Genomic DNA, 25,480 nt, shown 5'->3' on the forward strand with positions numbered 1-25,480 from the left:
CCGCACGGTCGGGACATGCTCCCCACCACGAGGACACCGGCCGGACCCCGTCGACCCACCGCGTCCCGGGAAGCGCCCCACGCGCGCGTGCATCCCGCCTGGTGGGTCGCCGGCAGCGCCGCGCTCGCGATCGTCGTGGCCGGCGCGCTCACCACCCTGTCCGGAGTGCTGGTCGGCCCCCTCCACACCACATTCGGCTGGTCGCGCGCCACCGTGGGTGTCGCCGTCTCCGTGAACATGGTGCTGTACGGGCTGACCGCCCCGTTCGCCGCGGCGCTGATGGACCGGTTCGGGCTGCGCCATGTCGCTTCGGTGGCCCTGGGGCTGGTCGCTACGGGCGCGCTGCTGACCACCGTCATGACCGCGTCCTGGCAGTTCGTGCTCTGCTGGGGGCTGTTCGTCGGCCTCGGCAGCGGCGCGACGGCGGCGACGTTCGCGGCGACGGTCAGCCAGCGCTGGTTCGTCCGGGCACGCGGCCTGGTCACCGGTGTGCTCACCGCGGCCGGGGTCTTCGGACAGTTCGTCTTCCTCCCGGTGCTCTCCTGGGTCACCGAACGGCACGGCTGGCGCCCGGCCCTGGTGACGGCGGCGCTCGCCGCGCTTGCCGTACTGCCGCTGGCGCTGCTGCTCCTGCGCGACCACCCGGCGGACGCCGGGCTGAAGCCTTACGGCGGGACGGAGTTCGTACCGCGCCCGGCGCCGCCCCGGGGCGCGGGCCGCCGTACCGTACGCGTGCTGCTCGGTGCCGCGCGGACGGCCCCGTTCTGGCTGCTCGCCGGGGTCTTCGCGGTGTGCGGCGCCTCCACCAACGGCATCCTGTGGAGCCACTTCGTACCGGCCGCGCACGACCACGGCATGTCCGCGACCACCGCCTCCACCCTGCTCGCTCTGATCGGTGTCTTCAACATCGTCGGAACGGTCGGTTCCGGCTGGCTGACCGACCGGTGCGACCCGAGACGGCTTCTCGCGGGCTGCTTCGTCCTGCGCGGACTCTCCCTCGTGCTGCTGCCCGCGCTGATGAGCGGCACGGCCGGTGCCTCCCTGGTGCTGTTCGCGGTCTTCTTCGGGGTGCTCGACGTCGCGACCGTGCCGCCGGTCATCGCGCTCTGCCGGGAGCGCTACGGCGCGGACAGCGCGATCGTCTTCGGCTGGGTCAGCGCCGCGCACCAGATCGGCGCCGGTCTGATGGCCGGTCTCGGCGGCCTCGTACGGGACGTCTTCGGCACGTACGACCCGGTGTGGGTGGGCTCCGGAGCCCTGTGCGCGGTAGCCGCGCTGATGGCGCCGGCCGTCCGCGCGAGCCCCTGCGGCGGACGAAAAAAATAACTCTGCGGAACCGTGCAACCCTTCCGGGGTGACGTGAGTCGTATACGTCAACAGGGCTTTCGGGGGATGAATCCGGGGGGATTGGAAGGCTCTGTTGGAGGGGGGAGCGTGCGGGGCCCGGTCCGGCGGACCGGGCCCCGATCAGTGCGCGGGCGGCGCCGCACCCGCCCCGTGCGGAGCCGGAGTTGTCCACAGGCCCGCCGTGATGTCGGAGCCGGGCGGTAGCGTCTGAGCATGTCCAATCCAGCGATGGCCGTGCTCGAAGCCGTCCTTGAGCGCATCACCTACGCCAACGAGGAGAACGGGTACACGGTCGCCCGGGTCGACACCGGCCGTGGCGGAGATCTCCTCACCGTGGTCGGCTCACTGCTCGGCGCGCAGCCCGGCGAGTCGCTGCGCATGGAGGGGCGCTGGGGATCGCATCCCCAGTACGGCAAGCAGTTCACGGTGGAGAACTACACCACGGTCCTGCCCGCCACGATCCAGGGCATCCGCCGCTACCTCGGCTCGGGGCTCATCAAGGGGATCGGTCCGGTGATGGCCGACCGGATCACCACCCACTTCGGCGTCGACACCCTCGACATCATCGAGAACGAGCCGAAGCGGCTCGTGGAGGTCCCCGGTCTCGGCCCCAAGCGGACCAAAATGATCGGAGCCGCCTGGGAGGAACAGAAGGCCATCAAAGAAGTGATGATCTTCCTCCAGGGAGTCGGCGTCTCCACCTCCATCGCCGTGCGCATCTACAAGAAGTACGGGGACGGCTCGATCTCGGTCGTCAAGGGCGAGCCGTACCGGCTCGCGGCCGAGGTCTGGGGCATCGGATTCCTCACCGCCGACCGGATCGCCCAGGCCGTAGGTATCCCGCACGACAGTCCGGAGCGCGTCAAGGCGGGACTTCAGTACGCGCTGTCGCAATCCACCGACCAGGGGCACTGCTACCTCCCCGAGGAGCAGCTCATCTCGGACGCGGTCAAGCTGCTCCAGGTGGACATGGGTCTGGTCATCGAGTGCCTCGCCGAGCTGGCGGCCGAGGACGAGGGGGTCGTCAAGGAGAAGGTCCCGGGACCGGACGGAGTCGAGCAGGTCACCGCCGTCTACCTGGTTCCGTTCCATCGGGCGGAGCTGTCGCTCTCCGCCCAGGTGCTGCGGCTGCTGCGCACCGGCGAGGACCGGATGCCGGCCTTCCGGGACGTGGCCTGGGACAAGGCGCTGAGCTGGCTGGCGGGGCGCACGGGCGCTGAGCTGGCTCCCGAGCAGCGGGATGCGGTGCGGCTCGCGCTCACCGAGAAGGTCGCCGTGCTGACCGGCGGCCCCGGCTGCGGAAAGTCCTTCACGGTCCGTTCGATCGTCGAGCTGGCGCGGGCCAAGAAGGCCAAGGTCGTCCTGGCGGCCCCCACCGGGCGGGCGGCCAAGCGGCTGGCCGAGCTGACCGGAGCGGAGGCGTCCACCGTCCACCGGCTGCTGGAGCTGCGGCCGGGCGGAGACGCCGCGTACGACAGGGACCGGCCGCTGGACGCCGATCTGGTGGTGGTCGACGAGGCGTCGATGCTGGATCTGCTGCTGGCCAACAAGCTGGTCAAGGCGGTGGCACCGGGTGCGCATCTGCTTCTGGTCGGGGACGTCGACCAGCTTCCGTCGGTCGGGGCGGGCGAGGTGCTGCGCGATCTGCTCGCCGAGGGCGGCCCGGTGCCGAGGGTCAGACTCACCCGGATCTTCCGGCAGGCGCAGCAGTCCGGGGTGGTGACCAACGCGCACCGCATCAACTCCGGGGTGCATCCCCTCACCGAGGGACTCTCGGACTTCTTCCTGTTCGTGGAGGACGAGACGGAGGACGCCGGGCGGGTCACGGTCGATGTCGCCGCGCGGCGGATTCCCGCCAAATTCGGTCTGGACCCGCGCCGTGACGTCCAGGTCCTGGCGCCGATGCACCGGGGGCCGGCCGGCGCGGGCGCGCTCAACGGGCTGCTCCAGCAGGCCATCACCCCCGGCAGACCCGACCTCCCCGAGAAGCGGCTCGGCGGCCGGGTCTTCCGCGTCGGCGACAAGGTCACCCAGATCCGCAACAACTATGAGAAGGGGGAGAACGGGGTCTTCAACGGCACGGTGGGTGTCGTCACCGCGCTCAACACCGACGACCAGCGGCTGACGGTGCTGACGGACGAGGACGAGGAGGTGCCGTACGACTTCGACGAGCTGGACGAGCTGGCCCACGCGTACGCCGTGACCATTCACCGCTCCCAGGGCAGCGAGTACCCGGCCGTGGTCATCCCGGTCACCACCGGCGCCTGGATGATGCTCCAGCGCAACCTGCTCTACACGGCGGTGACCCGCGCCAAGAAGCTCGTTGTCCTGGTCGGCTCCAGAAAAGCCATAGGCCAGGCGGTACGTACCGTTTCGGCGGGTAGGCGCTGCACGGCTCTCGACCACAGGCTCATGGGACTTTCGGCACCGTGACTTCCCACAACTGGGGCGAACGGGGCAGGATGAGCAGGTTGGCGGCACTGAGTGCCGCCAAAAGGCCTAATGGCCGACCCCGAGTGCACTCTCCTGAGCCAAATGGGGGATGGTAGAGACAGTCAGGGCACCTCGAAGAAGAGGCACTACGTCGGTGAGGGATGACGTGAGCGAGAAACGCGACAACGCGGTAGTACTGCGGTACGGCGACGGCGAGTACACCTATCCGGTGATCGACAGCACCGTCGGCGATACGGGCTTCGACATCGGGAAGCTCCGTTCTCAGACCGGTCTGGTGACTCTGGACAGTGGCTACGGCAATACCGCCGCCTACAAGTCCGCGATCACCTATCTCGACGGCGAACAGGGCATCCTGCGTTATCGCGGCTACCCGATCGAGCAGCTGGCGGAGTCCTCCAGCTTCGTCGAGGTGGCGTATCTGCTGATCAACGGCGAGCTGCCGACGGTCGACGAGCTGGCCACGTTCAAGAACGAGATCACCCAGCACACGCTGCTGCACGAGGACGTCAAGCGGTTCTACGACGGCTTCCCGCGCGACGCCCACCCGATGGCGATGCTGTCCTCCGTGGTCAGCGCGCTCTCGACGTTCTACCAGGACAGTCACAACCCGTTCGACGAGAAGCAGCGTCATCTCTCCACGATCCGGCTGCTCGCCAAGCTGCCGACGATCGCGGCGTACGCGTACAAGAAGTCGATCGGCCACCCCTTCGTCTACCCGCGCAACGACCTCGGGTACGTGGAGAACTTCCTGCGGATGACCTTCTCGGTCCCCGCGCAGGAGTACGAGCCGGACCCGGTCGTGGTCTCCGCGCTCGACAAGCTGCTCATCCTGCACGCGGACCACGAGCAGAACTGTTCGACCTCCACCGTGCGGCTGGTCGGCTCCTCGCAGGCGAACATGTTCGCCTCGATCTCCGCCGGCATCAGCGCCCTGTGGGGCCCGCTGCACGGTGGCGCCAACCAGTCGGTGCTGGAGATGCTCGAAGGCATCCAGGCGTCCGGCGGCGATGTCGACACCTTCATCCGCAAGGTGAAGAACAAGGAAGACGGCGTGAAGCTCATGGGCTTCGGGCACCGCGTCTACAAGAACTTCGACCCCCGGGCGAAGATCATCAAGGCGGCGGCGCACGATGTCCTCTCGGCGCTCGGCAAGTCCGACGAGCTGCTCGACATCGCGCTCAAGCTCGAAGAGCACGCGCTGGCCGACGACTACTTCGTCGAGCGCAAGCTCTACCCGAACGTGGACTTCTACACCGGTCTGATCTACCGGGCGATGGGCTTCCCGACCGAGATGTTCACCGTGCTGTTCGCGCTCGGCCGGCTGCCCGGCTGGATCGCCCAGTGGCACGAGATGATCAAGGAGCCCGGCTCCCGCATCGGCCGCCCGCGCCAGATCTACACCGGCGAGGTCCTGCGCGACTTCGTGCCGGTCGAAGGCCGCTGACACCGAGCTGATGCCGGTCGCGCTCCGCGCGGCCGGCCCTGGGTCGCCCCCCGTCGTACGGTCGCACCTCGCCGTGGACGGCGAAAAGCGCCCCGCCCACCGATCCCCCCACGGGTCGGCGAGCGGGGCGCTTTCCATATCCCCGGAGCGGATTCCCCCCACGGGATCCGGGCCGGGCGTCTGCCGTAACCAGAACGGCTACTCGCGCGGTCGGACCGGGGTACGTACGGGAGGGCCGCTCAAAGCTCCCCGTGCACGTGCCCCGGCCAATCGCTTGCCTGGGATGTCCCCCAAGACATCCCCTGCGATCCCATCGAACGTCCCCCAAGACGTTCTTCTGGCATCGTCCTCTTAGACACGCGAGATGGCCTAATGGTTACCCCACAATCTATGTGATCTAGATCTCCTTGTGAAGGACTTGTGGGTCATGTGGAGGACCGAAGGTGGAACAAGGTGGTAACCAGGTTAACGGAGGGGTAGGCCGGGCTTGACCTGGGATCGCGCGGTCGGGTCAGGACCGGGCCGTCAGCTCGTACCCCGCCTCGTCCACGGCGGCGCGCACGGCGGCCTCGTCCAGCGGTGCCTGTGACACGACGGTCACCTCGCCGGTCGCGGCCACGGCCTGGACGGAGACGACGCCCTCGATGCCGGAGATCTCGCCGGTGACGGCTCCCTCGCAGTGGCCGCAGGTCATGCCGGTGACCTGGTAGACCGTGGTGATCCCGCCCGTCCGGTCGTCGGTCGTGGCGGCATCGTGGCAGGAGCCGGTGGGGGAGCAGCAGGAACCGGCGGCCTCGGCGGTCTGGCTCTTCGTCTCGGCGGTCATGGCGTTCTCCTCGTCGGGGATTTTGGCGCGTTTGGGGCGCCTTCCATGGTTCGTCAGGGGCGTACGGATGCCGTGATTCCCTGACGCATCCCCGACTGTACCCCTAGGGGGTATGGAATCGAATCCCGGGAGTCCGTCCGCCCCGTCGTCGTCCCGCGCCAGTCTCTTGGTCGATCCGCCGTTGTTCCGTCGCTGTTCGGCCGGGGCCTCAGGGGCATCCGATGAGCGGGTCGAGGTAGCGGTGCAGGACCGTTTTCAGCTCGGCGCTGTACGCGTCCCGCTCCTCGGGTCCGGCGGCGAGGATCAGGCTCAGTCCGCCCTTGAAGATGGAGAACGTCATCCGCGCGATCCGGCTGACGTCGGCCTCCTCGGCGTCGGGGAGATGGCCGCTGAGGATCTCCCCGACCCGCGCGAGCGCGGAGGTGTGCAGATTCTCGTGCTCCAGCGTGACTTTGCCGGGGATGTCGGAGCCCTGCATCAGGACGGCGAACGCCGGGTTCTCGAGGTTGAACTGGATCAGTGGGTCGAGGACCGCGTCCAGCAGCTCGCCCAGGGGCAGTTCCAGATGGGCCTGCGTGAGCGCTTCCCCGTAGGTGGTGTGCCAGCGCGTGACGAGGTGATCGCCCAGCTCGATGGCGATGGCTTCCTTGTTCGGGAAGAACTGGTAGAGCGTGCCGGGGGAGACGCCCGCCTCCCGGGCGATGGAGTTGGTGCTCGCCGCCGCGTAGCCGGTGGTGCAGAAGACGTTGGCGGCGGCTTCCAGGAGCTGGGCGATCCGGCGCTCACCGCGTGCCTGGCGGCGGCGCGGTTTGACCGTCGATGTGTCGCCGCCGCTCTTCTCCTCCGGCATGTCGGTCCCCGGCTTTCCTGGATCGGTTGACAAATACGAGTGGTCACTCGCATTCTTGTTATGCGAGCGGTCGCTCGTGTTTTCAATTCTATGACAATGGCCGACCCGCGCAACGGGTCACGGTGAAGGGGACACCGCACGATGTCCGAAGTCAACACGGGGTCACGTCTAGGGGGCTGGACCCGGTTCGTCACCGCGCGCCCGAGGCTTTCCCTGCTGGTCACCCTGGTCATCACGGCTCTCGCCGTGTTCGCGGGAAGCGGCGTCGCCGATCGCATGGGCAGCGGAGGCTGGGCGGATCCGGACGCCGAGTCGACCTACGCGACCCAGGCCCTGGAACGTGAGTTCCCCGCCTCCCAGCCCAATCTGCTGCTCCTGGTCGACAGCGGAAGCCGGAGCGTCGACGACCCCGCCGTGGCCGCCGAGGCCGAGCGGCTCACCGCGCGGCTCGCGGCCGAGAAGGGCATCACCGGAGTCGGGTCCTACTGGCAGACCAAGGCTCCCGCGCTGCGCGCCGAGGACGGGCGGGAAGCACTGATCGCGGCGAGGATCCAGGGCGACGAGAAGGACGCTGCGGCGGTCCTGGACCGGATAGCCCCCGAATTCAGCGGCACACAAGGGTCGCTGGAGGTCGCGGTCGGCGGTCCCATCGCCGTCCAGCACGATATGCAGGAGATCATCCAGGAGGACCTGCTGCGGGCCGAGATGATCGCTCTGCCGGTCACGCTGGTCCTGCTGGTGATGGTCTTCGGCAGCGCGATCGCCGCCCTGCTGCCCCTGGGCGTCGGCATCGTCGCCATCCTGGGGACGAACGCGGTGCTGCGCGGGCTCACCGAATTCACCGATGTCTCGATCTTCGCGCAGAACCTCACCACGGCCCTCGGACTCGGACTGGCCATCGACTACGCCCTGTTCATCGTGCGCAGATTCCGCGAGGAGCTGGCCGGGGGCGCGGAGGTGCGGGACGCCCTGGGGACCACGCTGCGCACCGCCGGGCGCACGGTGCTGTTCTCGGCGCTGACCGTGGCGGTGTCGCTGGCCGCGATGATGGTCTTCCCTCAGTACTTCCTGCGCTCCTTCGCCTACGCCGGGATAGCGGTGGTCCTGCTGGCCGCGGCGGCCGCCCTGATTCTGCTGCCGGCCGCGCTGATGCTGCTGGGCCCCCGGGTCAACGCCCTGGACCTGCGTCAGCTGCTGCGCCGCGGACGGCGCACATCAGCGGCGACGGAGCCGTCCGAGTCCGTCGAGGAGGGGGCCGGCTGGGGGCGCATGGCCAAACTCGTGATGCGCAGGGCCCCGTTCTTCGCCCTCGGCACGACCGCCGTCCTCGTCCTGCTCGGACTGCCCTTCCTCGGGGCCAGGTTCGGCACCGCCGACTACCGGCAGCTTCCCGCGAGCGCCGACTCCCGGATGGTTCAGGAAGAGATCCGGGACGGCTTCCCCGGCAACCCCGGCGGCGGACTGGAAGTGTTCACGGAGGGCGCGGCCACCGACTCCCAGTACGCCGACTACCGCGCCCGGATAGCGGCCCTGCCGGATGTGCTCCGGGTCGACGGGCCGGTCACCTCCGGCGCGCACGGATACTTCACCGTGCTGCCGAAGGGAGAGGCGGTCGGACCGGACACCCAGCAGCTCGTCCGGGACATCCGGGCGGAACCCGCCCCGTTCGACACCTCGGTGACCGGCACCGCCGCCATGCTGGTCGACTCCAAGGGCGCCATCGCCGACCGGCTGCCCTGGGCGCTGGCCATCATCATGGTGGTCACCCTGGTGCTGGTCTTCCTGCTCACCGGCAGCGTGCTGATACCGATCCAGGCGGTCGTGCTCAACGCGCTGAGTCTCACCGCCATGTTCGGCGCCATGGTCTGGGTCTTCCAGGACGGCCACCTCTCCGGACTGCTCGGCTTCACCTCCACCGGAGACATCGAGACGACCGTGCCGGTCGTGATGTTCTGTGTCGCCTTCGGACTCTCCATGGACTACGGGGTCTTCCTGCTCTCCCGGATCAAGGAGGAGTACGAGCGAAGCGGCGACCACGAGGACGCGGTGGCCTTCGGGGTCCGCAAGACCGGGGGACTGATCACCGCCGCCGCAGTGATCCTCGCCGTCGTCATGGTGGCGATAGGCACCTCACGGGTGACCAACACCAAGATGCTGGGCCTCGGACTCGCCCTGGCCGTACTCATGGACGCGATGGTGGTCCGCAGCCTGCTGGTCCCCTCCGTGATGAAGCTGACGGGGAAGGCGACCTGGTGGGCGCCGGGGCCGCTGCGCCGCTTCCACGACCGGTTCGGCCTGAGCGAGGGCGAGTCGAAGCCCGCCCCCGAGGGGCACGAGGACCCTGCGGTCCGCGCACCGGATCAGGACTCCGGCCAGGACTCCGGCCAGGACTCCGGCCAGGACTCCGGCCGGGACTCCGACCGTGACCGGGCGGGCGTCTGACGACGGGAGATCCGACGGCCGGGGTCTGAAGACGCCGGTCCGACAGTGCGGACCAGGCGCGGGACGGGCGCCGTACGGTACGGGGCAGCGCTCCGTACCGTACGGGGCGCCGCCCGCGCGGTCCCGTCCGGGCGGCGGGTGGAGGGCAGCCGCCGTTACGCGCCGCAGCCGCGCAGGAAGCGGCGGGTGCGGGTGGCGATGGGCAGCGGCTTGTCGGGCGGGCAGGGATACATGTCCTGCTCGACGATGGCGAACAGATCCACGTCCAGCCGCTGCGCCGCCGCCAGGACCGGCTCCAGCGCGGGAACCCCGGCCGGCGGCTCGCACATCACGCCGCGCCCGACGGCCGGTCCGAACGGCACCTCGTCGGCCACGACATCCGCCAGGATCTCCGGGTCCACCTGCTTGAGATGGAGGTAGCCGATCCGTTCCCCGTAGGTCTCGATCAGCTTGACGCTGTCGCCGCCGCAGTAGGCGTAGTGCCCGGTGTCCAGACAGAGCGAGACCAGCTCGGGATCGGTCGCGTCGAGGAAACGGCTGACGTTCTCCTCGCTGTCGATATGGGTGTCGGCATGCGGGTGGACGACGATGCCCAGCCCGTACCGGTCCCGGACCTCGCGGCCGAGTCGCTCGGTCTGGACCGTCAGATCACGCCACTGCTCAGCGGTGAGCGTGCGGTCCTCCAGGACCTCGCCGCTCTTGTCGTCCCGCCAGAAGGACGGGATCACCACCAGATGCTCCGCGCCCATCGCCCGGGTGAGCGCGGCGATGTCCGCGACGTGCTCCCAGGTCTTCTCCCAGACGGCGGGCCCGTGGTGCAGCCCGGTGAAGACCGTTCCGGCGGAGACCTTCAGCCCGCGCCGGGCGGTCTCCTCGCGCAACTGCTCGGGGTCGGACGGCAGATAGCCGTAGGGGCCCAGCTCGATCCACTCGTAACCGGCCTCGGCGACCTCGTCGAGGAAGCGCTGCCAGGGGACCTGCTGGGGGTCGTCGGGAAACCACACACCCCAGGAGTCGGGGGCCGACCCGACCCGGATACGGCTCAACGTGGGCACGGAGGACGTCATACCGGTCAGCTTTCCGGCCGTCCGGAAAGAGTGTCAAGCCTTCGTCCGGATGTAAGGACAAAATGTTGACAGGGCTCCGGCGGGAGCAGCAAGGTTGTGCCCGGCACTGGCACTGGCGTCGGCAACAGCACCGGCACTGGCGTCGGCACCGGACCGTGCGCGGTTGTACCGGACCCCGGTCCGGGTCAGGGGCCGGCCGTCGAATCCGAAGGGACACGTATGTCTGCGCCGTACGACGTGATCACCATGGGGCGGATCGGCGTCGACCTCTATCCCTTGCGGATCGGGGTGCCGCTGGCCCAGGTCGAGACCTTCGGCAAGTTCCTCGGCGGCTCCGCGACGAACGTCGCCGTGGCGTCCGCCAGGCTGGGGCGCCGGGCCGCCGTCATCAGCCGTACCGGCCAGGACGCCTTCGGCGAGTACGTCCACCAGGCGCTGGGCGAGTTCGAGGTCGACGACCGCTGGGTGACCGGCGTCGAGCGGTATCCGACCCCGGTCACCTTCTGCGAGGTCTTTCCCCCGGACGACTTCCCGCTCTACTTCTACCGGCAGCCCAAGGCCCCCGACCTGGAGATCCACCCGCACGAACTGGACTTCGACGCGATCAGGTCGGCCCGGATCTTCTGGATGACCGGTACCGGCCTCTGCGTGGAACCCAGCCGCTCCGCCACGTTCGCCGCCCTGGAGGCGCGCGCCAAATCCGGGATCACCGTCTTCGACCTCGACTGGCGCCCGATGTTCTGGCCCGAACGGCCCGCCCCCACGGCCGATCCCGCCGGTACATCGCCCCCCACAGATCCCACCCCCACCGGCGCCGGTCCTGACACCCCCGACCCGCGCGAGCTGTACGCGCGGGCCCTGCGGCACGCCACCGTCGCCGTCGGAAACCTGGACGAGTGCGAGGTGGCCGTCGGCGAGCGCGACCCCGAAGCCGCCGCGCGGGCGCTGCTGGCCGCCGGGGTGGAGCTGGCCGTGGTCAAACAGGGCCCCAAGGGTGTGCTCGCCCTCCACCGGGACGGCACACGGGCCGAAGTGCCGCCCGTACCCGTCGAGGTCGTCAACGGACTCGGCGCCGGGGACGCGTTCGGCGGCGCCCTCTGCCACGGGCTGCTCGCCGGCTGGGAGCTGGAGCGCCTCATGCGGTACGCCAACGCGGCGGGCGCCCTCGTCGCCGGCCGGCTCGCCTGCTCCTCCGCCATGCCGTACGACAGTGAGGTCGCCGAAGTCCTCGCGGCCGGCCGCGTCCCGGAGCAGGACACCGGGAGCCTCCGGTGAGCCGCGTCGACGTGACCGAGCTGGTCCGGCTCCGGGCCCACCACCCCGAGGCGGTCGCCGAGGCCGCCGCCCGCCGCGTCCGGCGGCCCCTGCTGCGTTCCACCGGCGGGTCCACCGGCCGTTTGATGATCATCGCCGCCGACCACCCGGCGCGCGGCGCCCTCGCCGTCGGCGACAGCCCGCTGGCCATGGCCAACCGTCACGACCTGCTGGAGCGGCTCTGCCTGGCCCTGTCGCGCCCCGGCGTCGACGGCGTCCTGGCCACCGCCGACATCCTCGACGACCTGCTGCTCCTCGGCGCTCTGGAGGACCGCGTCGTCGTCGGCTCCATGAACCGGGGCGGCCTCGCCGGCGCCTCCTTCGAACTGGACGACAGGTTCACCGGACACCGCCCCGAAGACCTCGCCCGGCTCGGCTTCGACGCGGGCAAACTGCTGCTCCGTATCGACTACGACGACCCCGGCTCCCTCGACACCCTCCACACGGCGGCCCGCGCCGTCGACGCCATGGCGGAGCGCCGGCTGCCGCTCTTCGTCGAGCCGTTCCTGTGCCGCCGCGTCGAGGGCCGCCTCCGTACCGACCTGAGCGCGGAGGCCGTGACGCGTTCGATCGCCGTCGCCTCGGGGCTCGGCGGCACCTCGGCGTACACCTGGCTGAAGGTTCCCGTCACCCGGGACCCCGACGATATGGCGCGGGTGATGGAGACCTCGACCCTGCCGGCCGTCCTGCTGGGCGGCGAGATCGGGGACGACCAGGAAGGCGCGTACGAGAAATGGCGCACGGCGCTGCGGCTGCCCACCGTCCAGGGGCTCGTCGTGGGCCGCTCACTGCTCTATCCGGCGGACGGGGACGTGGCCGGGGCAGTCGACACGGCAGTGGGACTGCTCTGAAGGGTACGGAGACCTCATGACAACCGACCGACAGAACCAGAAGCCGTACGAGGGGAAGTACGGGGGGAAGCCGTACGACGGGAAACCGTACGAGGGGTACGTGCCCGCAGGCGCCTCCGCCGCCGGGCCCTACGCGCTCGACATCGACCCCGCACGGGCCGGCTGGTCGCACAGCAGCCTGCGCGTGCTGGAACTCGCCCCCGGTGCCGACCACTCGCTGGACACGGGGGACAGTGAGTGGATCGTGCTTCCGCTCACCGGTGGTTGCACGGTGCACACCCAAGGTGAATCCTTTGAACTGCTGGGCAGGGAAAGCGTTTTCGGCGGAGTCACCGACTTCGCCTATCTACCGCGCGACGCCCATGCACAGATCGCCTCCGGCGCGGGAGGCCGTTTCGCCCTGGCAGGAGCGAAGTGCGAGCGAAAGCTCCCCGCTCGCTACGGCCCCGCGCCGGAGGTTCCCGTCGAGCTGCGGGGCGCGGGCGACTGCTCCCGGCAGGTCAACAACTTCGGCGCGGCCGGAGTCTTCGAGTGCGACCGGCTCATCGCGGTCGAGGTGCTGACCCCCGGCGGCAACTGGTCCTCGTACCCGCCGCACAAGCACGACGAGCACCACCCCGGCGTCGAGTCCGAGCTGGAGGAGATCTACTACTTCGAGATCGAGGACGGCGGCGTCGGCTACCACCGCGTCTCGCCGTCCCGCCCCGGCGGCACGGACGTCCTCGCCGAGGTCCGTACGGGTGACACCGTCCTCATCCCGGACGGCTGGCACGGCCCGTCCATCGCCCCGCCCGGCCGCGACATGTACTACCTCAACGTGATGGCGGGCCCCGGGCGGTCCCGGGAGTGGCTGATCCGGGACCATCCCGAGCACGGCTGGATCAGGGACACCTGGCCCGCGCTCGCCGTCGATCCGAGGCTGCCGTTGTACGGAGCGGAGGCGAGCGCGCGATGACCGCCGACACCGGCCCCGGCCCTGCCGACCCCGCTGGCCCCGGCACCGCCACCGTCGAGGGCACCCGCCCGGCCACCCGCCCGACCACGCGCCGCCTCACCGTCGCCCAGGCGCTGATCCGCTTCCTCTCCCGGCAGTACACCGAGCGCGACGGCCGCAGACAGCGGCTGATCAACGCCACCTGGGGCATCTTCGGGCACGGCAACGTGGCGGGTATCGGCCAAGCCCTTGTGGAGGCCGCCGACGACATGCGGTACTTGCAGGGACGCAACGAACAGTCCATGGTCCACGCGGCCGTCGGCTACGCCCGCCAGAGCAACCGGCTCTCCGCCCACGCCGTGACCACCTCCATCGGCCCCGGCGCCACCAACCTCGTCACCGGCGCCGCGCTCGCCACCGTCAACCGCCTCCCCGTGCTGCTGCTCCCCGGTGACACCTTCGCCACCCGCCCCGCCGATCCGGTGCTTCAGCAGCTCGAAGTGCGTTCCGCCGGGGACGTGTCCGTCAACGACGCGCTGCGGCCCGTCTCCGCGTACTTCGACCGCGTCACCCGTCCCGAGGCGCTGATCCCGGCCGCGCTGGCCGCGATGCGCGTGCTCAGCGACCCGGCCGAGACCGGCGCCGTCACCCTCGCCCTGCCGCAGGACGTGCAGGCGGAGGCGTACGACTGGCCGGAGGAGTTCTTCGCCGAGCGGGTCTGGCGGGTCCGGCGGCAGGCCCCGGACCCTGACGAACTCGCCGACGCGGTACGGCTGGTACGGGAAGCGCGCCGCCCCCTGCTCGTCGCGGGCGGCGGAGTCCACTACAGCGCGGCCGAGGAGGCGCTGGCCGCGTTCGCCGAGGCGACCGGCCTTCCGGTCGCCTCCACCCAGGCGGGAAAGGGGTCCCTGCGTCACGACCATCCCGCCGATGTCGGCGGCATCGGCCACACCGGCACCGCCACCGCTGACGACCTGGCCAGGACGGCGGACCTGGTGATCGGCGTCGGCACGCGCTGGTCCGACTTCTCGACCGCCTCCGCCACGCTCTTCCAGCATCCCGCCGTCCGCTTCCTCAACCTGAACGTCACCGGCTTCGACGCCCACAAACTCGCCGCCCACCCTCTGGTGGCGGACGCCCGTACCGCCTTGGAGCAGCTCACCGCCGGACTCGCCGGCCACCGTGTCGACCCCGCCTACACCGCCGAATTCCGCGAGGGCAAGGCCCGTTGGGAAGAGCGCGTGCGGGCCGCGTTCGCCGGAGCGGAGAAGGGCACGGCGGACGAGGAGAAGGGCAGGAAGAGGGACGGGGAGAAGGACCGGGAGAAGGACCGGGAGAAGGATCGGGAGAAGGACCGGGACGGCGACGGGGGTTCCGGACGCCCCACCCAGGCACAGGTCCTCGGGGTCCTCGACGGACTCGTCACCGACGAGGACATCCTCATCAACGCCGCCGGATCGCTCCCGGGCGATCTCCACAAGCTGTGGCGGGCCCGCTCGCGCGACCAGTACCACGTCGAATACGGCTACTCCTGCATGGGATACGAGATCCCGGCGGCCATCGGGGTCCAGCTCGCGGCCCCGGACCGGCCGGTCTGGGCGCTCGTCGGCGACGGTACGTATCTGATGAACCCCACCGAGATCGTCACGGCGGTCCAGGAAGGACTGCCGGTCAATGTCGTGATCCTCCAGAACCACGGCTACGCCAGCATCGGCGGCCTGTCCGAGTCGGTCGGCGCCGAACGCTTCGGCACGGCCTACCGGTTCCGCGCCGCCGACGCCACGTACACCGGCGCCCCGCTGCCCGTCGACCTCGCGGCCAACGCCGCCTCGCTCGGCATGCGGATGATCCGCGCCAGGACCGTCGATGACCTGCGCGAAGCCCTGACGCGGGCGCGCGCCTCCGACGCCCCCACATGTGTCTACGTGGAGACCGAAACGGCAGACACAGTGTCGGGCGTCCCGCCGGCCCAGGCGTGGTGGGATGTTCCCGTGGCCGAGACCGCGACCCGTACGCCCGCCGTCTCGGCCCGCGAGGAGTACGAACGGTTCGCCGCAGCCCGTCGCCGCCATCTGTGAGGGAGAAGAAGAATGAAGACCGTCAATCACTGGATCGGTGGCAAGAGCGTCGAGGGCGCGTCGGGCAACTGGGGGCCGGTCACCGACCCGGCGACGGGCGCGGTCACCACCCAGGTCGCCCTCGCCTCCACCGAGGAGGTGGACAGCGCGGTCTCCGCGGCGAAGGCCGCGTACGCGACCTGGGGCACCTCGTCCCTCGCCCAGCGCACGGCGGTCCTCTTCCGCTACCGCGCGCTGCTCGACGCGCGCCGTGACGACATCGCCGCGCTGATCACCGCCGAGCACGGCAAGGTGCACTCGGACGCGCTGGGCGAGGTCGCGCGCGGCCTCGAAATCGTCGAGCTGGCCTGCGGGATCACCACCCAGCTCAAGGGAGAGCTGTCCACCCAGGTCTCCAGCCGGGTCGATGTCTCCTCGATCCGCCAGCCGCTGGGCGTCGTCGCCGGCATCACGCCGTTCAACTTCCCGGCGATGGTGCCGATGTGGATGTTCCCGCTGGCCGTCGCGTGCGGGAACACCTTCGTACTCAAGCCCAGCGAGAAGGACCCGTCGGCGGCCAACCTGCTGGCGGAGCTGGCGTCGGAGGCCGGACTGCCCGACGGCGTGCTCAACGTCGTGCACGGCGACAAGGTCGCGGTGGACGCGCTGCTCGCGCACCCGGACGTGGCGGCGGTCTCCTTCGTCGGCTCCACGCCGATCGCCCGCTACATCCACACGACGGCCTCGGCCAACGGCAAGCGCGTGCAGGCCCTCGGCGGCGCCAAGAACCACATGCTGGTCCTGCCGGACGCCGACCTCGACGCGGCGGCGGACGCGGCGGTCTCGGCGGCGTACGGCTCGGCGGGGGAGCGCTGCATGGCGATCTCGGCGGTGGTGGCGGTCGGCGCCGTCGCCGACGAACTGGTCGCCAAGATCCGCGAGCGCGCGGAGAAGATCAAGATCGGCCCCGGCAGCGACCCCGCCTCCGAGATGGGCCCGCTCATCACCAAGGCCCACCGCGACAAGGTCGCCGGGTATGTCACCGGCGCTGCGGCCCAGGGCGCCGAAGTCGTCCTGGACGGCACGGGATACACGGTCGAGGGCCACGAGGACGGCCACTGGATCGGCCTGTCCCTGCTGGACAAGGTCTCCACCGACTCCGACGCCTACCGCGACGAGATCTTCGGCCCGGTGCTCTGCGTGCTCCGTACGGAGACGTACGAGGAGGGCGTCGATCTGATCAACGCCTCGCCGTTCGGCAACGGTACGGCCATCTTCACCCGCGACGGCGGCGCCGCCCGCCGCTTCCAACTGGAGATCGAGGCCGGCATGGTCGGCGTGAACGTGCCGATCCCCGTCCCCGTCGGCTACCACTCCTTCGGCGGCTGGAAGGACTCCCTCTTCGGGGACCACCACATCTACGGCAACGACGGCGTGCACTTCTACACCCGGGGCAAGGTCGTCACCACCCGCTGGCCCGACCCGTCCGACGCGCCCGCCGGGGTCGACCTGGGCTTCCCGCGCAACCACTGAGCACCCCCGGGGGACCACCGGGGGATCCCCGGGGGACGGCTTTCTGCCTCCGCTCGCCCTCCGTTCCTCCTCGCCCGCGGCCCGTACGGCACTTGGTGCTGTACGGGCCGCCGTGCTGTCCGGCCGCGCGGGAACGCACGTTCCCGCGCCGGGAAGTCGGCCGAAATCGGCGGGCCGCGTAACCGTCGGCGTCATCGGGGCGTTGACCGTTCGCACGTCGCACCGCGCCGCCTCAGCTCGCGACCGTGGCTCGCGGCCGTACGACGCGCGTTCGCTCAATAGACGCTGGATACGACTGATCCGGCCCGTTGCCCCGTCCTGTCGTGGATCCATTTCCTGTCCATGGCCTCTGACCTGCGCTCGGTCTGGGTCGGAAGCAGGAGGACACACATGTGTGGCATCACCGGCTGGGTCTCCTTCGACCGCGACCTGCGATCCGCGTCCCACACGCTGGACGCGATGACGGAGACGATGTCCTGCCGCGGCCCCGACGACCGCGGGACCTGGACCGACGGCCCCGTCGCGCTCGGCCACCGCCGGCTCGCCGTCATCGACCTGCCCGGCGGACGGCAGCCGATGACGCTCGACACCCCCGAGGGCACCCTCGCGCTCGTCTACTCCGGCGAGACGTACAACTTCACCGAGCTGCGCAGCGAACTCACCGGCAGGGGCCACCGGTTCCGTACCGACTCCGATACGGAAGTCGTCCTGCGCGGCTATCTGGAGTGGGGCGAGGCGCTGCCCGAACGGCTGAACGGGATGTACGCGTTCGCGATCTGGGACGGCCGGCACCGCAAGCTGGTGATGGTCCGGGACCGGATGGGAATCAAGCCATTCTCCTACTATCGGACCGCCGACGGCGTGCTGTTCGGCTCCGAGCCCAAGGCGATCCTCGCCAACCCGCTCGCCCGTGCCCGCGTCCGCCTCGACGGCCTGCGCGAACTGTTCGCCTTCGTCAAAACGCCCGGCCACGGGGTGTGGGACGGGATGCACGAGGTCGAGCCCGGCACCGTCGTCACCGTCGACCGCGACGGCCTGCGCCGACGCGTCTACTGGTCCCTGGAGACCCGGGCCCACCCGGACGACCGGGCCACCTCGATCGCGCACGTCCGGACCCTCCTCGACGACATCGTGCGCCGCCAGCTGGTGGCCGACGTGCCGCGCTGCACCCTGCTGTCCGGCGGGCTCGACTCCTCCGCCATGACGGCGCTGGCCGCGCGGCAGCTGGCCGGGACCGGGGAGACCGTACGCAGCTTCTCCGTCGACTTCGTCGGCCGGACGGAGCACTTCGTCGCCGACGACTTCCGCGCCACCACCGACACCCCCTTCGTCCACGACGTCGTACGCGCCTCGGGCACGGAGCACCAGGACATCCTGCTCGACTCCCTCGCCCTCGCCGACCCCGAGGTGCGCCGGAGGATGATCACGGCCCGCGACCTCCCCATGGGGCTCGGGGACATGGACTCCTCCCTCTTCCTGCTCTTCAAGGCGGTCCGGGAGCACTCGACCGTCGCGCTCTCGGGGGAGTCGGCGGACGAGATCTTCGGCGGCTACTTCCAGTTCTTCGACGAGGCCGCCAGGAAGGCCGACACGTTCCCCTGGCTCGTCCACTTCGACGAGCACTTCGGCGACGACGTGGGGGTGCTGCACCCGGAGCTGCGCCGGAGGATGGACCTGCCGGCCTTCCGCCGCGACAGCTACGCGGCGGCCGTCGCCGGCATCGGGCGGCTGAGCGGCGAGAGCGACTTCGAGTACGGGATGCGGAAGATCTGCCACCTCCACCTGACCCGCTTCGTCCAGGTGCTGCTGGACCGCAAGGACCGCGCCAGCATGGCGGTGGGCCTGGAGGTGCGGGTGCCGTTCTGCGACCACCGGCTGGTCGAGTACGTGTACAACGCCCCGTGGTCCGTCAAGTCCTTCGACGGCCGGGAGAAGAGTCTGCTGCGCGAGGCGACGGCCGACGTGCTGCCGCAGTCGGTGTACGACCGCGAGAAGAGCCCGTACCCCTCGACACAGGACCCCCGGTACGCCGCCGCCCTTCGGGAGCAGACCAGGGAACTGCTCGCCGACCCCTCGCACCGGGTCTTCGACCTGGTGGACGCGGCCAGGGTCAAGCACGTCACGGAACGCGACACCCCGCAGAACAGCACCGCCTCCCGGCGCGGCATGGAACGCACGCTGGACCTCGCGCTCTGGCTGGACCTGTACGACCCGGAGATCTCGCTGACCTGATGCGGGCGCGGCGGTCCGGCGGTGGCCCGCGTGCGGGCAATGGGGTGAAGCAGAGCCACGGACGGGCCCACAGATCGAGGCGGTCCCTCGCTGCGGGTGGTTTATATGGCAGGGGGTCCGTACGAGAAAGGGATGACCCAATGGCAGGCCACTTCGAGCTGTACCAGGACAAGGCCGGCAAGCACCGCTTCCGCCTCAAGGCCGGCAACGGCGAGATCATCGCCGTCGGCGAGGCGTACAACAGCAAGGCGTCGGCCGAGAAGGGCATCGCCTCGGTGAAGGCGAACGCGTCGGAGGCGCCCGTGAAGGACCTCGAAACGGGGAAGTAGCAGCCCCCCTCCGGCCGAGGGAGCGCGCTGCTCAGCGTCCGGTCCGGCGCCCGGTCCGGCGCCTGGACCGGGCGCGACACCGTGAGCGGCGGGTCAGCTCGGTACGGAGGAGGTGAGGTCCGCCTCGTCCAGCCTGCGGGTGAGCGCGTCGAGACGGGCGCGCAGATCGTTGATCTCCTGGAGATCGCACCCGGTGGCCGCCGCGATACGGCGCGGTACGGACCGGGCGCGCTCGCGCAGCGCCGTGCCCTCCTCCGTGAGGTGGATGTGGACCGACCGCTCGTCGCGCGTGCTGCGCTCGCGGCGCAGCAGTCCGGCCGCCTCCAGCCGCTTGAGCAGGGGAGACAGGGTCCCCGAGTCGAGCCGCAACGCCTCGCCCAGGTCCTTCACGGGGAGCGGGCCGCGCTCCCACAGCACCAGCATGACCAGGTACTGGGGGTAGGTGAGCCCGAGGTCCTTGAGGAGTACGCGGTAGACGCCGCCGAACGCGCGCGACGCGGCGTGCAGGGAGAAGCAGATCTGCTGGTCCAGGCGGAGGAAGTCCTCGTCGGGGGGTGACGGCGGCGTCGTCGGTGTGGCGGTCATGGACTCAGGATAGCTCGCCGGACACAATTCAGTTGCGCACAATTTAATTGTGTGATGTTATTCTTCATGACGGCGGAGCACACCGCCCGACCCGGATGAGAGGGATGGTTTCGATGGACGCGCTGTACACCGCTGTGGCCACTGCCAACGGCCGCGAGGGACGGGCCGTCAGCTCCGACGGACAGCTGGACCTTCCGCTGGCCATGCCGCCGGCGCTGGGCGGCAACGGCGAGGGCACCAACCCGGAGCAGCTCTTCGCCGCCGGATACGCCGCGTGCTTCGCCAGCGCGCTCGGCCTGGTCGGCCGCCAGGCGAAGGTCGACACCAGCGAGGTCTCGGTGACGGCCGAGGTCGGCATCGGCAAGGACGGCGAGAGCTTCGGCCTCGCCGTCACCCTGCGCGTGGAGCTGCCGGACTCGCTCACGGGCGAGACCGGCGACCTCCTCGTCAAGCAGGCCCACCAGGTCTGCCCGTACTCGAAGGCGACGCGCGGCAACATCCAGGTCGACCTGGTGGTCGAGTGACCGACCGGCTGCCCGTGACGGCGTGACGCACTGACGGCGTGACGGCGTGACGCACTGACGGCCCGGCGCCCCGGACGGGGAGCGCCGGGCCGTTAATCGCTGGCGGACGGGCACGGCCGGCAGCACCCTGGGGCCATGTCAGAACCGAAGCACCGGATCCGCGCACTCCACACCGGGTCCACCCTCACCGTCTACCAGGCCTACCCGCCCGAGATAGGCATCCCCGCCGCCCGCGACGGCCGCTTCCCCGCCGCGTGGAAGCGGGACCGCATGACGTGGATCAAGCCCTCGTTCCTGTGGATGATGTACCGCAGCGGCTGGGGCACCAAGGAAGGCCAGACGACCGTCCTGGCCGTGGAGATCAGCCGCCCCGGCTTCGACTGGGCGCTGCGGAACGCCTGCCTCTCCCACTACGCGCCCTCGGTCCACGCCGACCGGGCTTCCTGGAAGCGGGAGTTGAGGCAGGCCCCGGCGCGGGTGCAGTGGGATCCGGAACGCGACCTCCACCTCAATCCGCTGCCCTTCCGCTCGCTCCAACTGGGCCTGACGGGCGAGGCGGCGCGGCGGTACGCGGACGAGTGGACCGTGTCCGTACGGGACGTGACACCGCTCGCGCACCGGGTGCACGCTGCCGTACGGGAGGGGGACATGGATGCGGCGGCGGCGCTGCTCCCCGAGGAGACGGAGTACCCGGCGGTGGCGGTGGCGGTGGCGGCCGGAGTGTTACCCGCCTGATCGGGCCGATCGGGCGGGCCCCGTGACTCAGGCCGCGAATTCCGTCAGGTCGATGGCGTGGACGTGCAGGGCGAAGCCGTGGACCGGGTGGACCGTGTCGCGTTCCAGGGTCATGCCGAGCTTGCGCATCACGTTCTCGGACGCTTCGTTTCCGGGGCGGCTGATGCTGATCACCCGTTCCAGGCCCCGGTCCTGGAGCGCGAACTCCAGTGCCGCGTGCGCCGCCTCCGAGGCGTAGCCCTGGCCCCAGAACGGTTGGCCGAGGCGCCAGCCGATCTCCACGTCCGGCAGGACCTCCGGCAGGAACTCGGGTACGGAGAGTCCCGCGAACCCGGCCAGTTCGCCCGAGGCGAGCAGTTCGACGGCGAAGAGGCCGAAGCCCTCCTCGTCCCACTCCTCCTCCCACCGCTCGATGTCCTCCGCCGTCCGGTCGAGGCCGCGCACCGAGCCGTCGTCGATCCACCGCATGACCTCCGGGTCCGCGTGGATCTCGGCCATGGGTACGAGGTCCTCCTCGCGCCAGCGGCGGAGGAGGAGGCGGGGTGTCTGGATCTCGGTCATGCGGCCCATCCTGGCCGAGGGGGAGGCCGCGACGGTAATCGGCGGCGGATCGGTTCGGTCCGGTCGGTCCGGTCGGTCCGTCGGCCGGGTGGTGCGTGCTGGTCCGAGCCCGCGGAGGCGCACTGCCATTGCCCCTGCCACCGCCCTTGCCACCGCCCCGTCGCGCGGTGCGGCGCGCGGCGGGGCGGTGGCGGTTCGGTGGCGGTTCGGAGGGGTGCGGCGCGTCAGGAAGGTGTTCCCGGCGTCAGGCGCAGGGTCAGGATCTGGAACGGGCGGAGCGTGAGGCGGACCGATGCCTCCGGGCCCGGCCGGAAGTCCGCCGCCGTCTCGTCCGGCAGCTCCCGCTCCAGCAGGTCGGTGACCCGCGCGCCCGCCAGGGCGAAGCCCGGGGTGAGGGTCGCCGTGGCGCGTGCTCCGTGGGACTCGTAGAGGCGGACCACGATGTCGCCCGAGCGGTCGTCGGCCAGCTTGACCGCCTCGACCACCACCGCCTCCGAGTCGAGCGCGACCAGCGGGGCCACCTCCGCCGAGCCCGGGACCGCGCGCTCCGGGAGGTTGAGGTGGTAGCCCTCCCGTACCGCGTCCGCGACCTCGGCGCCGATGACGAAGCCGTAGCGCAGCCGGTGGCGGCCCTGGTCCGTGTCGGGGTCGGGGAAGAGCGGGGCGCGCAGGAGGGAGAGGCGGACGGTGGTGGTCGTACCGCCGTCGGCGCGCACGTCACGGGTGACGTCGTGGCCGTACGTCGAGTCGTTGACCAGCGCCGCGCCCCAGCCGCGCTCGCCGACGTGCAGGAAGCGGTGCGCGCAGATCTCGAACTTCGCCGCGTCCCAGCTGGTGTTGGTGTGCGTCGGGCGCTCGATGTGGCCGTACGGGATCTCGGCCGTGGAGTGCGCGGCCCGTACGTCCAGCGGGAAGGCGACCTTGAGCAGCTTCTCCTTCTCGTGCCAGTCGATGACGTTGTCGATGTCGAGCCGGCGCGCGCCCTCGCGCAGCGTCAGCGTCTGGGAGATCCGGGACGCGCCGAAGCCGCGGATCACGCGCACTCCGTCCGCCGTCGCCGTGACCTCCTCCGCCTCCGTCAGGTCGCGGACGGAGTTGCGGTAGAACGCGTCGATGTCCCACGCGTCCCACTCGTTCGGGAAGTCCTGGTGCAGCTGGAGGAGGTTGGCCGTCGTGCCCGGGGCCAGCGCCTCGCGGCCCGCCGTCAGGTCGTACGCCGAGGTGATCAGGCCGCGGGCGTCGATCACCACCCGTACCAGGCCGTTGTCCAGGATCAGGTCCGTGCCGTCGGCCACGGGGGTGACGGCCGCCGCTGCCGTCGCCGCGCGGACCGTACCGCCCAGCGCCGGTACGCCGCCGCGCGCGTGCGGCGCCGCGTTGAAGACCACCTGGCCGTCGCCCGTCGCCGGACCGGCCAGGGCCCGCTGCGCGTCCGCGATCACCTCGCCCAGCTCGCGGGCGAGCCCGGCGTACGTCTCCTCCGCCTCGCGGTGCACCCAGGCGATCGACGTGCCCGGCAGGATGTCGTGGAACTGGTGCAGCAGGACGGTCTTCCAGATGCGGTCCAGCCGCTCGTACGGGTAGTCGAAACCGCCCCGCGCCGCCGCCGTCGCCGCCCACAGCTCCGCCTCGCGCAACAGGTGCTCGCTGCGGCGGTTGCCCTGCTTGCCCGCCAACTGGCTGGTGAGCGTGCCCCGGTGGAACTCCAGGTACAGCTCGCCGACCCACACCGGGGCGTCCGGATAGTCCGCCTCCGCCTGGGTGAAGAAGTCCGCCGGCTTCTCGATCGCGATCCGCGCCGAGCCCTCCAGGTCGCCGAGACGGTTCGCGCGGGCCACCATCTCGCGGGTGGGACCGCCGCCGCCGTCCCCGTAACCGAACGGGATCATCGAGCGGTTGGTGGCGCCCTTGTCCTGGAAGTTCCTGACGCTGTGCGCGACCTCGGCGCCGGACAGATCGCTGTTGTACGTGTCGACGGGCGGGAAGTGGCTGAAGATCCGGGTGCCGTCGATGCCCTCCCAGCGGAAGGTGTGGTGCGGGAACTTGTTGGTGGTGTTCCAGGAGATCTTCTGGGTCAGGAACCACTTCACCCCGGCGAGCTTCATCAGCTGCGGCAGCGCCGCGTTGTAGCCGAAGGTGTCCGGCAGCCACATCTCCTCGGTCTCGACGCCGAACTCGTCGAGGTAGAAGCGCTTTCCGTGGACGAACTGGCGGGCCAGCGCCTCGCCGCCGGTGATGTTCGTGTCCGGCTCGACCCAGAGGCTGCCCGTGGGCAGGAACTGGCCGGTCCGCGCCTTCTCCTGGGCCCGCGCGTACACCTCGGGGCGGTGTTCCTTCAGCCAGGCCAGCTGCTGGGCCTGGGACATCACGAACTTGAACTCCGGATGGTCGTCCATCAGCTGGGTGACGCTGGAGACCGTACGGGCGACCTTGCGGACCGTCTCGCGCAGCGGCCACAGCCAGGCCGTGTCGATATGGGCGTGGCCGACGGCGGAGATACGGTGCGCGCTCGCGACGGCGGGCGCGGCCAGGGCCGGGGCGAGCGCCTCGCGCGCGGCGGCGGCGCTGCCGCTGATGTCCTGGAGGTCGATCGCGTCCAGCGCCTGCTCGACGGCCTTGAGGAGCTGCCAGCGGCGCGGGGTGTCGGTGGGCAGCTCACGCATCAGCTGGCCGAGGACATCGAGGTCCTGGACGAGTTCGAAGACCGTCGCGTCGAAGACGGCGAGGTCCATCCGGCGCAGCCGGTACAGCGGCTCGCCCGCCGGGGTCGCGCCGTGCTCCTCGCCCAGCCAGGCCGCCCGGCCGCCGACCGGTGTCGGGCCGAACGACAGCTGTCCCGGGCCGCTGTGCATGACGACCGGGTTGGCCGCGGCCTCGATGAACCGTACGAACTCCTCGCCGCCCTCGGCGCTCGCGCTCACGGGCAGCCAGGTGTTACGGGGGTTGAGCGCCTTCACCGGTGTCCCGTCGGGCCGGTAGACCAGCCCCTCGGTGGAGAAGCCCGGCTCCGTCGTGCCGAAGCCCAGGTCGAGTACGGCCTCCACGGGCAGCCCGGCCCACTCGGCCGGGACCGTACCCGAGACCTTGAACCAGCTGGTCGACCAGGCGGGGCCCCAGTGGTCGCCGACCCGGGCGGGCCCGAACTCGGCGGCCAGGCCCTCGGCGACCGGGACGGGCTCGCCCGGCACGTTCCAGATCTCGACCTCAAGAGGGACGGCACGGGCGTGGACGGCGGGCCGTAGACGCTGGTTCAGCACGCGGTCGAGCCGCTGCTCGATCACTTCGCGGTCGTTGTGCATGGGTGGTTCTCCAGAAGAGGAAGTCAGAATCCGGGGGCAGCTGCGGAGAGGGGAGGGAAGCCGAGGGGAGAGCGGAGGGGAGGGAGCGCGCGGGCG

General features: G+C 70.7%; 19 protein-coding genes. 13 read left to right on the forward strand and 6 right to left on the reverse strand.

Annotated features, from left to right (window positions below):
- The first annotated feature begins 15 nt into the window (after nt 1–15).
- The 3 genes from OG627_RS23235 (at nt 16) to OG627_RS23245 (ending at nt 5,245) form a co-directional block, all read left to right on the forward strand.
- Nucleotides 16–1,326, forward strand: a complete 1,311-nt coding sequence (locus OG627_RS23235) for an MFS transporter (RefSeq protein WP_329068083.1) — start codon at nt 16–18, stop codon at nt 1,324–1,326.
- Nucleotides 1,327–1,560: 234 nt separating this feature from the next.
- Nucleotides 1,561–3,780, forward strand: a complete 2,220-nt coding sequence (gene recD2, locus OG627_RS23240) for an SF1B family DNA helicase RecD2 (protein WP_329068085.1) — start codon at nt 1,561–1,563, stop codon at nt 3,778–3,780.
- A 166-nt stretch (nt 3,781–3,946) separates the two neighbouring features.
- Nucleotides 3,947–5,245 (forward strand): citrate synthase, encoded by a 1,299-nt coding sequence (locus OG627_RS23245; protein ID WP_329068087.1) that lies wholly within the window; start codon nt 3,947–3,949, stop codon nt 5,243–5,245.
- Between the two features lie 511 nt (nt 5,246–5,756).
- On the opposite strand, the gene OG627_RS23250 is transcribed toward OG627_RS23245, so the two are convergent.
- Together OG627_RS23250 and OG627_RS23255 are read right to left on the reverse strand one after the other, a co-directional pair.
- Nucleotides 5,757–6,071 (reverse strand): heavy-metal-associated domain-containing protein, encoded by a 315-nt coding sequence (locus OG627_RS23250; protein ID WP_329068089.1) that lies wholly within the window; start codon nt 6,069–6,071, stop codon nt 5,757–5,759.
- Nucleotides 6,072–6,279: 208 nt separating this feature from the next.
- Complete coding sequence (locus OG627_RS23255; RefSeq protein WP_329068091.1) at nt 6,280–6,921, reverse strand: TetR/AcrR family transcriptional regulator; 642 nt, start codon at nt 6,919–6,921, stop codon at nt 6,280–6,282.
- Between the two features lie 141 nt (nt 6,922–7,062).
- Here OG627_RS23255 and OG627_RS23260 point away from each other — a divergent pair, with 141 nt between their 5' ends.
- Nucleotides 7,063–9,363, forward strand: a complete 2,301-nt coding sequence (locus OG627_RS23260) for an MMPL family transporter (RefSeq protein WP_329068093.1) — start codon at nt 7,063–7,065, stop codon at nt 9,361–9,363.
- Nucleotides 9,364–9,518: 155 nt separating this feature from the next.
- Here OG627_RS23260 and OG627_RS23265 read toward each other — a convergent pair whose 3' ends face one another.
- Nucleotides 9,519–10,430 carry a sugar phosphate isomerase/epimerase family protein gene (locus tag OG627_RS23265; RefSeq protein WP_329068094.1) on the reverse strand — a complete coding sequence of 304 codons (912 nt, stop codon included), beginning with the start codon at nt 10,428–10,430 and terminating at the stop codon, nt 9,519–9,521.
- Nucleotides 10,431–10,649: 219 nt separating this feature from the next.
- Between OG627_RS23265 and iolC the strand changes: the two genes are divergently transcribed.
- From iolC to OG627_RS23300, 7 genes are all read left to right on the forward strand, one after another.
- Nucleotides 10,650–11,705, forward strand: a complete 1,056-nt coding sequence (gene iolC / locus OG627_RS23270) for a 5-dehydro-2-deoxygluconokinase (protein WP_329068096.1) — start codon at nt 10,650–10,652, stop codon at nt 11,703–11,705.
- The gene (locus OG627_RS23275) at nt 11,702–12,595 is read left to right on the forward strand and encodes a Cgl0159 family (beta/alpha)8-fold protein (protein WP_329068098.1); all 894 of its coding nucleotides are present in this window, start codon (nt 11,702–11,704) and stop codon (nt 12,593–12,595) included. The genes iolC and OG627_RS23275 overlap by 4 nt, the downstream gene beginning before the upstream one ends.
- 16 nt (nt 12,596–12,611) lie before the next feature.
- Nucleotides 12,612–13,550 (forward strand): 5-deoxy-glucuronate isomerase, encoded by a 939-nt coding sequence (gene iolB / locus OG627_RS23280; protein WP_329068101.1) that lies wholly within the window; start codon nt 12,612–12,614, stop codon nt 13,548–13,550.
- Nucleotides 13,547–15,607 (forward strand): 3D-(3,5/4)-trihydroxycyclohexane-1,2-dione acylhydrolase (decyclizing), encoded by a 2,061-nt coding sequence (gene iolD / locus OG627_RS23285; RefSeq protein ID WP_329068103.1) that lies wholly within the window; start codon nt 13,547–13,549, stop codon nt 15,605–15,607. The genes iolB and iolD overlap by 4 nt, the downstream gene beginning before the upstream one ends.
- A 12-nt stretch (nt 15,608–15,619) precedes the next feature.
- Nucleotides 15,620–17,119, forward strand: a complete 1,500-nt coding sequence (mmsA, locus tag OG627_RS23290; protein ID WP_329068105.1) for a CoA-acylating methylmalonate-semialdehyde dehydrogenase — start codon at nt 15,620–15,622, stop codon at nt 17,117–17,119.
- Between the two features lie 390 nt (nt 17,120–17,509).
- Complete coding sequence (gene asnB / locus OG627_RS23295) at nt 17,510–19,351, forward strand: asparagine synthase (glutamine-hydrolyzing) (protein WP_329068106.1); 1,842 nt, start codon at nt 17,510–17,512, stop codon at nt 19,349–19,351.
- Nucleotides 19,352–19,491: 140 nt separating this feature from the next.
- Nucleotides 19,492–19,680, forward strand: a complete 189-nt coding sequence (locus tag OG627_RS23300; RefSeq protein ID WP_329068108.1) for a YegP family protein — start codon at nt 19,492–19,494, stop codon at nt 19,678–19,680.
- 93 nt (nt 19,681–19,773) lie between these two features.
- Here OG627_RS23300 and OG627_RS23305 read toward each other — a convergent pair whose 3' ends face one another.
- Complete coding sequence (locus OG627_RS23305) at nt 19,774–20,265, reverse strand: MarR family winged helix-turn-helix transcriptional regulator (RefSeq protein ID WP_329068110.1); 492 nt, start codon at nt 20,263–20,265, stop codon at nt 19,774–19,776.
- A 113-nt stretch (nt 20,266–20,378) separates the two neighbouring features.
- Between OG627_RS23305 and OG627_RS23310 the strand changes: the two genes are divergently transcribed.
- Together OG627_RS23310 and OG627_RS23315 are read left to right on the forward strand one after the other, a co-directional pair.
- Nucleotides 20,379–20,789, forward strand: coding sequence for an organic hydroperoxide resistance protein (locus tag OG627_RS23310; protein ID WP_329068112.1), 411 nt, complete (start codon nt 20,379–20,381; stop codon nt 20,787–20,789).
- A 135-nt stretch (nt 20,790–20,924) separates the two neighbouring features.
- Nucleotides 20,925–21,524, forward strand: a complete 600-nt coding sequence (locus OG627_RS23315; protein ID WP_329068114.1) for a DUF4291 domain-containing protein — start codon at nt 20,925–20,927, stop codon at nt 21,522–21,524.
- Between the two features lie 27 nt (nt 21,525–21,551).
- On the opposite strand, the gene OG627_RS23320 is transcribed toward OG627_RS23315, so the two are convergent.
- Nucleotides 21,552–22,085, reverse strand: a complete 534-nt coding sequence (locus OG627_RS23320; protein WP_329068116.1) for a GNAT family N-acetyltransferase — start codon at nt 22,083–22,085, stop codon at nt 21,552–21,554.
- Nucleotides 22,086–22,309: 224 nt separating this feature from the next.
- Entirely contained in the window at nt 22,310–25,384 is a 3,075-nt protein-coding gene (locus OG627_RS23325; RefSeq protein WP_329068117.1) for an alpha-mannosidase, read from the reverse strand.
- Nucleotides 25,385–25,480 lie beyond the last annotated feature (96 nt).

This window comes from Streptomyces sp. NBC_01429 (assembly GCF_036231945.1).
Lineage (GTDB): Bacteria > Actinomycetota > Actinomycetes > Streptomycetales > Streptomycetaceae > Streptomyces.